Consider the following 13886-nt stretch of genomic DNA (forward strand, 5'->3'; position numbering starts at 1 on the left):
TGGACATGTTACATGCTCCTTTTATATTGCTGGTTAAGGTACTGTTTTTCACTTGGAAGTGTTATATCAGATGTTTCATCCAAAATCACTTTATTTTTAATATTTAATGATATTTATCAGTTGAAATCTCCACTTTGAGCAAGTTGTTATGAAATGAGGGGAACTACGCCTGAAGATAGAAGTACTTACAAATTTTAAAAGATTTCCGTTTGTGTACCAAGAAGTAAAATCTATTTATGATAAAATATAGAAAAAGATGATTAAGAAGGGACAATCAAAGTGAAACCAACAATTTATGATGTTGCTGAAAAAGCAGGTGTATCAATCGCGACTGTATCCAAGGTAATTAATCAAACTGGGCGTATTAGTGAAAAAACAATAAACAAAGTAAATAAAGTAATGGATGAATTAGATTACCAGCCAAGTAGTGTAGCGGCAGCGTTAACAGGTAAAAAAACATATACGATTGGGGTACTTGTCCCAGATATCTCAAACTCCTTTTTTGCAGAAGTAGCAAGAGCTTTTGAAAATAGTGCACGAGAATCAGGGTATACACTGATTTTATGTAGTACAGACCATCAAACAAAACGTGAACATGAATACATTGATTTACTATTTAAAAAACAAGTAGATGGCATTATCATTGCGACGGAGCTAAATGATTATAAACTTGTAAAAAAAATCGTGAACCGAGATTTGCCACTTGTACTATTTACCGTAGATCATCCTTCTATCACAACTCATGTTGTGACAACTGATGATATGAGGGGAGGCTATCTAGCTGGACAGTATTTAACGCAGAAAGGCCATACATCTTTAACGATTATGATGGAGAAGGATAGAAAAAGTAGCATAAGGAGACTAAATGGTTTCAAGCAGGCTCTTACGGATTCAGGGATTTCGTTAGATGATGCTGCTATTATTAGCTGCTATTCTACAGTTGAAGACAGCAAACGTGCTAGTAAAGAATTACTTAATTTGCCTAACAGACCTACAGCGGTTTTTGCTTGTACAGATTTAATTGCTATATGTCTTATGAATGAAGCAAGAAAACAAGGACTTTCGATTCCCGAAGATTTATCAATTATCGGATTTGATAATACCATCTATGCTGAGATTGCAGATCCAGGATTAACGACGATCGAACAGCCGATTACACAAATGGCAGCCTGTACGTTTGAACAACTCTTAAAAACGATGGAAATGAAGGCACATGCTAAGCAAAAAATTACTATTATTCCTCAATTAGTAGAGCGATCATCAGTAAAGGATATTACATGATAGGTTTTTTAATAGCCTACTTGAATGTAACAAAAAGAAGGTCATCGTAACTAAGTGTAGTTATGATGACCTTCTTATTATTTAGAGTTTATACTGAGAATTGCTCTCCGCTTTTCGTATTTAAATCCTGTTTCATCTCATTTTCCTTTGGAATAGTAAGGAAATGAGTTAAAAATGCACCAAAGAAGTACAAACCAGCAAAGATCCACATCACGCCGCCTACACCTAATGGTCCGATGAAGGCAGTTACAACTAATGGTCCAACGAAAGCTGATAATCCGGAACCTAAATTTAAGACAGACATTGCGGCTCCTTTATTTTCGGGAGCTAAAGATGGTACTAAAGCTGTAAGGGGTACATAACCAGCAAGTGTTGCTCCATAGCAACATGCAACAAATAATATTGCCCAATAATTATGTCCTACCATTTGTGGTACATAATAGAGTGCAAGAGTTACAATTCCGCAACCGACTCCTCCGAACCATTTAATCGTATTTACCCAGCCAAACTTGTCTCCAACAATACCAAAAATAATATTAAACACCATATTTACAAAGAATAGAGTGCCCCAAATTTGTAGCCATTCAGTCATCGTAAAATTATATTTCATCATATAAGTAGGCAGGAAAACAACAAATCCAAACTGAGCGGCCGAGTTTATAATTTTAACAATACCACCTATACCAACTTTAGGATTTTCAAATGCGATGGTAATGCCTTTTAGTAATTCACTTGATTTGTTAGAGCTTACGGTTTGTGCTTTAAATTTGTCCTTATTTACAACAATAGAGAATAATCCCCCGACGACAACAAAAATTAAGGCGCTCCATAAAGTAGCGATTTCCCCGATTTTAGGAACCATATAGCTAGAATAGAAGGCCCCGATAACACTAAGTCCAAGCTGGAATACGAACCAGAACCAACCAACTGCTCTTGAAAGCATTTGTTGAGGAGTACTGTAAGATACCCAAACTAGGAAAGAATAAGCAAATAAGGGATAACCAAATCCTCGTAGAGCGTAGCAAAGTAATATAACGGGATAATTCATATGTTGAATTCCTATACCGATGAACCCAATGGAGCCTAAAATGAATGATACTAAACCAAACGTCATTACTTTTCTTGGTCCCCACATTTGTACAAATACCCCCGAAAACCAGGAAGAAGCAGATACAGTAATTCCGTAAATGGTAAACAGAAAAGCAGCGTGTTCTAGCGTTAAGCCATTCTCAACGAGATAAGGGGATAACCATCCTTGTTCCAAACCATCCCCAATCATAAAAACAATAATCCCTATGTATCCCCAAGTTAAATTAGAAGGGATACCAATCTTGTCCATAAATGTTTTGTTTGAACTAATTGCGTTCATTCTCCCACCACCGATAGATTATTTTTGGTTAAGCGCTTAATTCTTTTTGATAAAAAAAGTATACGCTTACATTATGAGGTCGTCAATGAAATTTTTTGACAATTTACAACTTTCTTTCATAGGATGCAATCTATTTACGTATTGGACACTAAAATAAACGTGAGTATGAATAGAAAGAAATAACTTATAGCTGGGATGTTAGTATTTTAAAGGATTGATTTTCTTTGTTATATCAGTATTTTAAAAGAGTATATTTGTAGCTGTTTAGATTATTTGTTTCTTATTTTTACTTTGTATTTGGATGTAGTACGTTTATTGAGGGAATTTGTAATTCGGATGAAAAGAAAAGTATTTAAAAAAATAAAAATGTTTTAAATTTAGAATCAAGTGTGTATAATGAAGAAAAATAGGGAAAGCGCTTAACTAAATTTAATGTGCTAAACCTAATACACTTTCATTTCGTTTCTTAAATTTTAATAAAGAGGGAGAAATCATATGAATGTTTTAACGATTGGGATTATTGGTGCTGGACGAATTGGAAAACTGCATGTTGATAATTTACAGCTTATGCCACAAGTAAAAATTAAAGCGGTTTCAGATGTAGTGATTAGTCATTTAGAAAAGTGGGCTCAAGACAAAGGGATTTCCACTTTGACAACTAACTATCAGGAGTTATTAGCAGATCCAGAAATTGATGCTGTCTTTATTTGTTCACCAACAAATACACATGCGCAAATTATTAAAGAAGCGGCTCTTGCGAAAAAACATATTTTCTGTGAAAAGCCTGTTAGTTTCTCGGTTGAAGAAACATTAGAAGCATTAGAAGTGGTAAAAGAACAAGGCGTATCTCTTCAAGTAGGTTTTAACCGTCGTTTCGATCCTAACTTCAGAAAAGTCTATGATCTTATTCAACAAGGCGAAGTGGGACAGCCACATATTTTAAAAATTACGTCTAGAGATCCACAACCGCCAAGTATAGAATATGTTCGCTCTTCAGGTGGATTGTTTATGGATATGATGATTCATGATTTTGATATGGCTCGATATGTGATGAATAGTGAAGTTGTTGAAGTATTTGCATATGGTACAACATTAATTGATCCGTCCATTCAGGAAGTAAATGATGTTGATACGGCGATTGTCACATTAAAATTTGTAAATGGAGCTTTAGGGGTAATTGATAATAGCCGCCAAGCTGTTTATGGATATGACCAGCGTCTTGAAGTATTTGGTGAAAAAGGAGCGGTCGCTGCGGATAATTGCTGTCCGACAACAGTACAAGTATCGAAAACAGAAGGTGTTGTAAAAGATAAGCCGCTTTATTTCTTCTTAGAGCGCTATACGCAGGCTTACACTGAAGAAGTAACACAATTTACAAAATCAATTATAGAAGGACAAGCTGTTATTTGTAGTGGTAATGATGGGTTACAGGCAGAACGAATTGCGAAAGCTGCGAAGGAATCTTTACTAACTGGAAAACCTGTTCAAATTGAACATAAACAGCCTGCTTTAAACCAATAAAGAGAGCGCTTACTTATGGATAGTTAAAGAGCCGTGAATAGTATGGCCATAAAATTTCTTAACCATATCATTTACCTTTACATAATGCACGGGAGGTAGTAACAATGAATCCACTTATTTTTAAAGAAGATCGTCCATTAGACCTAATTGCGGTTGGACGTTTATGCGTTGATTTAAATGCTAATGAAACACAACGCCCTATGGAAGAAACAAGAACGTTTACTAAGTATGTGGGAGGGTCTCCTGCAAATATCGCGATTGGTGCGGCACGTCTTGGCTTACAAACGGGATTTATCGGAAAAGTGTCCGATGATCAAATGGGCCGCTTTATTACAGGGTATCTAAAGGACAACAATATAAATACAGATCAGATATGTATTGATCGTACTGGTGCAGTGACAGGTCTAGCTTTTACAGAAATTAAAAGCCCTGAAGATTGCAGTATTTTAATGTATCGTGACAATGTCGCAGACTTAAATCTTGATCCAACAGAAGTATATGAGGACTATATTAAACAATCAAAGGCACTCTTAATCTCAGGAACAGCTTTAGCGAAAAGTCCTTCTCGCGAGGCGGTATTTTTAGCGCTAGAATATGCGCGTAAGCATGATGTAGTCGTATTTTTTGATGTTGATTACCGTCCTTATACATGGCAGTCAGAGGCTGAAACGGCTGTGTATTACAATCTAGCTGCTGAAAAGTCTGATGTCATTATTGGAACGCGTGAAGAATTCGATATGATGGAAAAACTATTAAACTACGAACAATCCAATGATCAAGTTACGGCTGAGAGATGGTTTTCTCATCATGCGAAAATCGTCGTAATAAAGCACGGCGGTAATGGTTCAATCGCTTATACAAGAGACGGTCAATCTCACCGCGGCGGTATCTTTAAAACTAAGGTACTCAAAACGTTTGGTGCTGGTGATTCGTATGCTTCTGCGTTTATTTACGGCTTAATGCAAGGGCTTGAGATTCCTCAAGCGATGCGATTAGGAGGCGCTTCAGCTTCCATTGTTATTTCCAAGCATAGCTGTTCTGATGCAATGCCAACAAGTGTAGAGATTTCTGCATTTATGGAAACGGCTGAGGAAATTGTATAGAAACATCATTAACTAATAATCAAGTAAGGGCGTATCCTATGGACGCTTCTAGATTACATAAAAGGGAGAGAATGAATATGACAGTACAAACAGCACAAATTGTAAAAAACTATATTGGCGGCGAATGGGTAGAATCCTCTTCAACTAAGATGGAAGCTGTATATAATCCTGCAACAGGAGAAGTAATCGCTCAAGTACCACTTTCAACAAAAGAAGATGTTGAACAAGCTGTACTAGCAGCAAATGAAGCGTTCAAACATTGGTCTAAAACAGCTGTACCAAAACGTGCTCGTATTCTATTTAAATATCAACAATTACTAGTAGAGAACTGGGAAGAGTTAGCGAAACTTATTACGATTGAAAATGGAAAAAGCTATAACGAAGCTTACGGTGAAGTTCTTCGTGGTATTGAGTGCGTGGAATTTGCAGCGGGTGCTCCTACATTAATGATGGGAAAACAGCTACCTGATATTGCGACAGGTATTGAGTCTGGTATGTATCGTTATCCAATTGGGGTTATAGGAGGAATTACACCTTTTAACTTCCCGATGATGGTTCCATGCTGGATGTTCCCACTTGCGATTGCTTGTGGTAATACATTTGTGTTAAAACCTTCAGAGCGCACACCACTTCTAGCGGCAAAATTAGCCGAATTAGCTGAAGAGGCTGGTTTACCTAAAGGTGTATTAAACATCGTCAATGGTGCACACGATGTAGTAAATGGTCTTCTTGAACATAAATTAGTGAAGGCAATTTCATTTGTAGGTTCTCAGCCAGTTGCAGAATATGTATACAAAAAAGGAACAGAAAACTTAAAACGAGTTCAAGCATTAGCAGGTGCGAAAAACCATTCCATTGTATTAAATGATGCGAATCTTGAACTAGCAACAAAGCAAATTATTAGTGCTGCATTCGGTTCAGCTGGTGAGCGTTGTATGGCTGCTTCTGTTGTAACAGTAGAAGAAGAAATTGCAGATCAATTAGTTGGAAGACTAGTAGAAGAAGCAAATAAAATTGTGATCGGCAATGGTCTTGATGAAGATGTATTTTTAGGACCAGTTATTCGTGATAATCATAAAGAGCGCACAATTGGTTACATCGATTCAGGTGTAGAACAGGGCGCTACATTAGTTCGTGATGGACGCGAAGATACAGCTGTAAAAGGAGCTGGATACTTCGTTGGGCCAACAATTTTTGACCATGTTACAAAAGAAATGAAAATCTGGCAAGATGAGATTTTTGCTCCTGTTCTATCAATTGTTCGTGTGAAATCATTGGATGAAGCAATTGAAATTGCGAATGAGTCTCGATTTGCAAATGGAGCTTGCATTTATACAGATAGCGGAGCAAGTGTACGTCAGTTCCGTGAAACAATTGAATCAGGCATGTTAGGTGTGAATGTTGGGGTTCCAGCACCAATGGCATTCTTCCCGTTCTCCGGTTGGAAAGACTCTTTCTATGGTGATCTTCATGCGAACGGAACTGACGGCGTTGAGTTTTATACAAGAAAGAAAATGCTTACATCTCGTTGGGAAAAGTAATAATTAAGAGAGAAGTAGAATCTCTCTAGTTGTTCGTAAGCGAAAGTAACGGAAGTATGAAAACATAAGAAAGAAGTATTAGGAGTCTATCAAATTCCTGATACTCCTTTTTCATATGCAGAATGACTGATAGAGATAGAAAGGAGCAAACAATATGCAAACTGTTAGAATGACGACGGCACAAGCCTTGGTGGAATTTTTGAATCAGCAATATGTAGAGTTTGATGGAGAGCAACAAAAGTTTATTAAGGGAATCTTTACGATTTTTGGTCATGGAAATGTAGTAGGCCTAGGTCAAGCTTTAGAAGAAGACGCAGGGGAATTAGAAGTATATCAAGGGAGAAATGAACAAGGGATGGCAAATGCTGCGATGGCCTTTGCAAAACAAAAACATAGAAAACAAATTATGGCATGTACTTCTTCTGTTGGCCCTGGATCAGCAAATATGATTACATCTGCTGCAACGGCTTCTGCAAATAATATTCCCGTTTTACTACTTCCAGGTGATGTATTTGCAACGAGACAACCTGATCCTGTACTTCAACAAATTGAACAAACACATGACTTATCTATTTCTACGAACGATGCTTTTCGTGCGGTAAGTAAGTACTGGGACCGGATAAATCGTCCTGAACAATTGATGACAGCTATGATTCAGGCAATGCGTGTTTTAACGAATCCGGCAGATACAGGAGCTGTAACAATTTGTTTACCACAAGATGTTCAAGGGGAAGCGTGGGATTTTCCAAGTTACTTCTTCCAAAAACGTGTTCACCGAATTGAACGTCGTCTACCTACAAAAGCCAGCTTAGCGGATGCGGTTGAAATGATTAAGAGAAAGAAAAAGCCAGTTATGATTTGCGGTGGTGGTGTAAGGTACGCAGAAGCGGCAGAGGAACTTAAACAGTTTGCTGAAACATTCCACGTTCCATTTGGAGAGACGCAAGCTGGGAAAAGCGCGATTGAAAGCAGTCATCCATATAATCTTGGCGGCATTGGGGTAACTGGAAATTTAGCAGCCAATACAATTGCAAAGGAAGCGGATCTTGTTATTGGAATCGGGACGAGATTTACTGATTTTACAACGGCATCTAAACAATTATTTCAAAATGAGGAAGTTGAATTTTTAAACATCAACATTTCAGAATTTCATGCAAACAAGCTCGATGCGTTGAAGGTTATAGCTGATGCGAAAGAAGCGCTTCTTGCTCTAATAGATGAACTGCAAGCAATTGATTATCGATCTAGTTATACAGCAGAAATCACTGATGCAAAAGAGGCTTGGGAAACAGAATTAGCACGTCTACATAATATTCGCTTTACAGGTCAAGAGTTCACGCCAGAAGTCGAAGGTCATTTTGATGAAAATTTAAATGAGTATGTGGACGCACTTGGTACACAATTAACACAGACTGCAGTCATTGGACAAATCAATACATTACTTGATGAAGATGCAATCATCGTTGGTGCGGCAGGCAGTCTTCCGGGTGATTTACAAAGAATGTGGGTATCGAGAAAAACAAATACATATCACATGGAGTATGGATACTCTTGCATGGGCTATGAGGTTGCGGGCGCACTTGGTGCAAAGCTAGCTGAACCATTGAAGGAAGTATATGCAATGGTAGGGGATGGTAGTTACCAAATGCTTCATTCTGAGCTCGTCACAAGTCTTCAAGAAAACAAGAAAATTAACGTCTTATTGTTTGATAACTCCGGATTTGGCTGCATTAATAACTTACAAATGGGCAACGGAATGGGAAGCTTCGGAACAGAGTTTCGCTACCGAAACCAGGAAACTAGTAAGTTAAACGGTGCTATTATGAAAATTGATTTTGCAGCTAGCGCGGCTGGATATGGCGTGAAAACGTATCGTGTTACATCGATAGAACAATTACAGGAAGCACTTAAAGATGCGAAAAACCAAACGGTTTCTACATTGATTGATATTAAAGTATTACCAAAAACAATGACAGATGGATACGAGTCATGGTGGCATGTAGGTGTTGCAGAAGTATCTAATAGTCAAAGTGTACAAGCTGCATATGAGGATAAAGTAAGTAACTTGCAAAAGGCAAGATCTTATTAGAGTAGGACACAAAGGGAGCTTTTTATCTACATGCATATTGTTTAGGAAGCTCTCTTTTTAACGAACAGATAAGAGAATTTGACGAAATTCTATAACATTTTGCAAAGAGGAGAGACAAGGGGATGTTTAAAGAAAATACAATTAAGCTTGGAATTGCACCAATTGCTTGGACAAATGATGATATGCCGGAGCTAGGAGCAGAAAATACGTTTGAACAATGTATTAGTGAGATGGCACTAGCTGGATTTAATGGAAGTGAAGTAGGTAATAAATACCCGAGAAATACAGTTGTATTGAAAAAATCTTTGGAATTACGAAACCTGGAGATTGCTAGCGCATGGTTTAGTATGTTCTTGACAACAAAGCCGCTTGAAGAGACAGTACAAGCTTTTATTAAACATAGAGATTTTTTGCATGATATGGGTGCAAAAGTCATCGTTGTTTCAGAGCAAGGACATAGTATTCAAGGTTTAATGGATGTACCGCTATTTAAAAACAAGCCTATTTTTACAGAAGAAGAGTGGGATAAGCTTACGGATGGGTTACATCACCTCGGTAAATTGGCTCAGGAAAAGGGGCTACATATTGTATACCATCATCATATGGGGACGGGTGTTCAAACAACGGCAGAAATTGAAAAGTTAATGGATATGACTGATCCAGAGCTTGTATCCCTGCTTTTTGATACAGGTCATCTTGTTTTTTCAGGAGAAGAGCCGCTTTATATTTTGAAAAAATATTTACCTCGTATTAAACACGTACATTTAAAAGATATTCGCCAGGAAGTAGTAGATGCTGTAAAGGAAAACAATTTCAGCTTCTTACAGGCAGTGAAGAATGGTGCATTTACAGTTCCCGGAGATGGCGTAATTGTATTTGATGAAGTGTTTACTATCCTTGCAAACTCTGATTATAAGGGGTGGTTTGTGGTAGAAGCAGAGCAAGACCCGGCTTTAGCGAATCCTTTTGAATACGCATTAAAAGCCCGGAGATTTATACAAGAGAAAGCAGGTCTTTAGTTTCCGCATTGTGAGATTGCATAAGGAGTAAAAAGACGAGACGTTTGTTTATTCATGTAATAAATAATATTGAAAAAGGTGAATGTGTAATGCCATTAGTTCAAATGAAAGATATTTTAATAAAGGCAAATCAAGAGAATTATGGGATCGGAGCTTTCAGTGTCGCTAATATGGAAATGGTAATGGGAGCTATTAAAGCAGCTGAAGAGTTGCGTTCGCCGCTTATTCTACAAATTGCGGAAGTTCGTTTGAATCATTCGCCAATTCATCTGATTGGTCCTTTGATGGTAGCTGCGGCGAAAAAGGCGACTGTCCCAGTAGCAGTTCACTTTGATCACGGTATGACGTTTGAAAAGATTAAAGAGACGTTAGAAATTGGTTTTAGTTCGGTTATGTTTGATGGCTCTCACTATCCGTTAGAAGAGAATATCCAAAAGACAAAAGAAATTGTAGAGCTTGCGAAACAGTACGGAGCGACAGTAGAGGCTGAGATTGGCAGAGTTGGTGGTAGTGAGGACGGATCAGAAGATATTGAAATGTTGCTGACAAGTACTAAAGAAGCAAAACAATTTGCAGAAGAAACAGACGTAGATGCGTTAGCTGTTGCGATTGGAAATGCGCACGGTATGTACAATGGAGATCCTGATTTACGATTAGACCGCCTACAAGAAATTAATGAGGTAGTTCGTATTCCACTAGTATTACATGGTGGTTCTGGCATTAGTCCAGAAGATTTCAAGCTATGTATTCAACATGGTGTTCGTAAAATTAATGTAGCAACAGCCACGTTTCAGAATGTAATTGCTGCGGTTAACACTGCTGCTCTAAATACTCCTTATTCAGATTACTTTACGTACCATCAGGATGTTATTGAGGCCGCATACGAAAACGTTAAAAATCATATGCGAATATTCGGAAGTGAAAACAGAGTATAACCAGAAAAGCTTTCTTCATTAATATTAGAAGAAATTCGAAATTTAGTTAGCTGAAAAAGGTAGAGAATTATAGAGTATCCATTTAACAAGGGGGAGAATGTCATGTTAGGAAAATTAGGCGAATTAAAAGAAGGGTTTAATGTATTAACAGAAATGAACGGTCAATGCAGTGATATGTTAATGTATATAGGCATATATAAGATGTCTAGTGGAAAAGAAGAGCTGCTATTTGATAATAAGAATGAAACGGCAGTACTGTTACTAGAAGGGGCAATACGTTTAGAGTGGGAAGGAATGGAACAAGTTATTCAAAGGCAGTCTGTTTTTGAAGAAAACCCTTGGTGTTTGCATGTGGCGAAAAATGTAAAGGTTACAATTACTGCTCTTTCAGACAGTGAAGTACTTGTTCAAAAAACGGATAATGACGAAGAATTTGCGTCCAAGTTGTATACTCCAAATGATTGCCAAAGTGTTGTAGCTGGAGAAGGGGTATGGGAGGGAACAGCGCAGCGTGTTATTCGTACAATTTTTGACTATAACAATGCGGCATATTCTAATATGGTAGTAGGAGAAGTTATTTCTTATCCAGGGCGGTGGTCCAGTTATCCGCCACATCATCACGACCAACCAGAGGTATATTATTATCGCTTTAACAAGCCACAGGGATTTGGGTGTGCAATGGTTGGTGAGGATGCTTATCGCGTCGTACATAATAGCTTTATTACGATTCCAGGTGAGCTAGACCACCCGCAAGCAACTGCGCCTGGATATGCAATGTATTTTTGTTGGATGATTCGACATCTCGAGAATCATCCATGGAATGATCGTATCATGGAGGAAGACCACAAGTGGTTATTAGAACCAAACGCGAAAATTTGGCCAGAAAAGGAGTAGATGAAAATAAAGGTTCTGGAGCAAAAACGATGTTACTTGCAATCGTTTTTGCTCCAGAACCACCAATTTTTTATATTATTGGAGTAAACTTTATACATCCCAAATGCAAGAAGGGATGCCATATCGTTCACTTCGAAAAACAATTACAGATTTTCCGAACTGGAAAGCCCACTACGGTGCGATAGCACCCCTTTTTAGCTGAAGATTTTTATTTCGATTCCTTTCTACCAACCAAAATGGATAGGACGGATAAAAGGATAAGAATACTTGCGCATACAATAGAGTTAATTATATTGCCTGCATTGAACAAGAAGAAAATGAAAATAATTGCCAAGGCAGCTGCAGCAAACAAGGTACTGGAAATTCAGATTATGAAAAGAGTAAAAATTAAACGATTGAAAAATATATAGATTAAAACCCTCTTTAATTGCAAGCCCCGTATAATAGAGGGCTTTATCTATTTTTCTGTTTGCTTATGGTAATCTGATTATGTGATTGGTGAAGTATCAAAAGTAGGAACGATGGAAGATGAGGGGGACGGTGCTACTAAATACGTCGTAGTTGAGTAACCATCACTAAATGGGAAGAAAGACATTATTGACGTGTTCTTAACAAAAGGGCAAGTATTTAAAACGGGTGAGAAAGTGAAAATTGATATGAAGTATGTAGGCTGGGGCGGAATTTCTATTAACTGGAACACAGTTGATCATATCGAAAAAGTGCATGAGGTAAAGAACAATAGGGGCCATCTATAGACATGCAGCGACCTCCCAAAAAATAATTTTACATTAATATCCATCTATATGGCCGTTTTTGGACTTATCTCGTACATACCCGTATAAGACTTATGTAACTAACCTCTGAAACTTGGACATACTGATACTAGGGGTAGCACCTTAATTTAAATCACAAAAAGAGAGACTACAACTTCACAATTGTAATCTCTCTTTTATCATTCAGTTTAACTATGTCGGATTATTTAACCCATACTCCACTACTATTGAAGAAGTATCGTTTTCCAGAAATCGTTACCCAGTCTGTTTGCATAACTCCGCTCTTATCTAGGTAGTACCATTTTGCTCCTTCTTTCAGCCAGCCTGTTACTTTACTACCTTTATTATCATAGTAATATCAATTGCCGTTCTCAAAATTCCAGCCAGTTTTCACTTCTTCAACTTCAGGTTAATTAATAGTTAGTTTACCTTGCGCTTTCTGTGTGACTCTATTTCCATCGGCATCTGTTAATTCCACTTGAATAATAGCATTTTTAATCTTTACATCTGGAACGGTCCAAACGCCCTTATAAACTCCTGGATCTACCTCTTCTATTTTATTTTTAGAAGAAGATTGCGCATTCTTTTGAGCAGGGAGTTTCACTTCAAAGTTTGCTTCGCCGCCTATTACATTACTTTGGAAAGATATTTCTACCTTCTCACCTGGGAACACATTTTGGTCAATTGCTGGTTTTAAATCTTTAATGACGGGCTTCTCTTTTATTAGTGAAACGGTAACTGGATCCGATTCTCCGGTCAATTTACCATTTAACATTGAGACTGCTACTAATTTATTTTCACCTTTTGTCATTTTCGTTGGGATTGTAAATTTTCCGTCATCACCAACTTTTGCAGTACCTACCTGTTTATTATTATTCATCAACTTAATCGTTGTTGTCGGTGAGGCAGTCCCTTCTACCATGATGTTTTTGTCTTTGAATACTTCATCATGTTTTGGAGAAGTAATAACAGGAGTGTCTACTTCATAACTTACACGGGCACGAATCATATAGTTACCGTCTTCAACAAATGCTGGATAAAATTCACCGTCAAGATATTGATAGCTTCTCTCCATATATGGGTTACCATTATCAGTTGCTAAACCAAGTGCAATTGGATAATTCAGTGTTTGGATATATACCATATAAAAATCTCCATCAACCTTGATATTGTAATCTCTTAAATCTACTACCGTCCAATCATCTAATACGGCTTCAGCAGTTATCGGTCCAGCAAGTTTCTTACCCGGTAATCCATTGCTTCCAGAAGCATCCCATACTTCCACACTAAATTCCGTTCCAACCGTGTCTGAGTATTTTTTGTTCTTGAAGCGAAACACACCATCTGTGACAATGGCTGAT

The 13886-nt window shown here is 37.6% G+C and carries 10 protein-coding genes and 2 pseudogenes; 9 read left to right on the forward strand and 3 right to left on the reverse strand.

Going from position 1 to position 13886, the window contains the following annotated elements:
- The first annotated feature begins 279 nt into the window (after positions 1 to 279).
- Positions 280 to 1281, forward strand: coding sequence for a LacI family DNA-binding transcriptional regulator (locus ACP6L7_RS33055; protein WP_097833363.1), 1002 nt, complete (start codon positions 280 to 282; stop codon positions 1279 to 1281).
- A gap of 88 nt (positions 1282 to 1369) precedes the next feature.
- Here ACP6L7_RS33055 and ACP6L7_RS33060 read toward each other — a convergent pair whose 3' ends face one another.
- Positions 1370 to 2650, reverse strand: coding sequence for an MFS transporter (locus ACP6L7_RS33060; RefSeq protein ID WP_097833362.1), 1281 nt, complete (start codon positions 2648 to 2650; stop codon positions 1370 to 1372).
- Between the two features lie 495 nt (positions 2651 to 3145).
- Here ACP6L7_RS33060 and iolG point away from each other — a divergent pair, with 495 nt between their 5' ends.
- The 8 genes and pseudogenes from iolG to ACP6L7_RS33105 all read left to right on the forward strand — a co-directional run.
- Complete coding sequence (gene iolG / locus ACP6L7_RS33065; protein WP_430529716.1) at positions 3146 to 4171, forward strand: inositol 2-dehydrogenase; 1026 nt, start codon at positions 3146 to 3148, stop codon at positions 4169 to 4171.
- A gap of 104 nt (positions 4172 to 4275) precedes the next feature.
- Entirely contained in the window at positions 4276 to 5274 is a 999-nt protein-coding gene (iolC, locus tag ACP6L7_RS33070; RefSeq protein WP_097833360.1) for a 5-dehydro-2-deoxygluconokinase, read from the forward strand.
- Positions 5275 to 5351: 77 nt separating this feature from the next.
- Positions 5352 to 6815, forward strand: a complete 1464-nt coding sequence (locus ACP6L7_RS33075; protein WP_097833359.1) for a CoA-acylating methylmalonate-semialdehyde dehydrogenase — start codon at positions 5352 to 5354, stop codon at positions 6813 to 6815.
- 154 nt (positions 6816 to 6969) lie between these two features.
- Positions 6970 to 8904 carry a 3D-(3,5/4)-trihydroxycyclohexane-1,2-dione acylhydrolase (decyclizing) gene (iolD, locus tag ACP6L7_RS33080; protein ID WP_097833358.1) on the forward strand — a complete coding sequence of 645 codons (1935 nt, stop codon included), beginning with the start codon at positions 6970 to 6972 and terminating at the stop codon, positions 8902 to 8904.
- Between the two features lie 122 nt (positions 8905 to 9026).
- A complete protein-coding gene (gene iolE, locus ACP6L7_RS33085; protein WP_097833357.1) occupies positions 9027 to 9923 on the forward strand; it encodes a myo-inosose-2 dehydratase in 897 nt (298 codons plus the stop codon).
- An 89-nt stretch (positions 9924 to 10012) separates the two neighbouring features.
- Positions 10013 to 10858 (forward strand): class II fructose-bisphosphate aldolase, encoded by an 846-nt coding sequence (locus ACP6L7_RS33090; protein ID WP_430529717.1) that lies wholly within the window; start codon positions 10013 to 10015, stop codon positions 10856 to 10858.
- A gap of 102 nt (positions 10859 to 10960) precedes the next feature.
- A complete protein-coding gene (locus tag ACP6L7_RS33095) occupies positions 10961 to 11752 on the forward strand; it encodes a 5-deoxy-glucuronate isomerase (RefSeq protein WP_430529718.1) in 792 nt (263 codons plus the stop codon).
- Between the two features lie 485 nt (positions 11753 to 12237).
- Positions 12238 to 12507, forward strand: a pseudogene (locus tag ACP6L7_RS33105) (hypothetical protein); the annotation flags it as partial.
- A 220-nt stretch (positions 12508 to 12727) separates the two neighbouring features.
- Here the strand turns inward: ACP6L7_RS33105 and ACP6L7_RS33110 are convergent.
- Positions 12728 to 12799 (reverse strand): hypothetical protein, encoded by a 72-nt coding sequence (locus ACP6L7_RS33110; RefSeq protein ID WP_430529743.1) that lies wholly within the window; start codon positions 12797 to 12799, stop codon positions 12728 to 12730.
- A pseudogene (locus tag ACP6L7_RS33115) lies at positions 12797 to 12871 on the reverse strand (glucan-binding protein); the annotation flags it as partial. The gene ACP6L7_RS33110 and the pseudogene ACP6L7_RS33115, both read right to left, overlap by 3 nt.
- Positions 12872 to 13886: the final 1015 nt, after the last annotated feature.

The organism is Bacillus silvicola (assembly GCF_050524305.1).
GTDB classification, from domain to species: Bacteria; Bacillota; Bacilli; order Bacillales; family Bacillaceae_G; genus Bacillus_A; species Bacillus_A cereus_AT.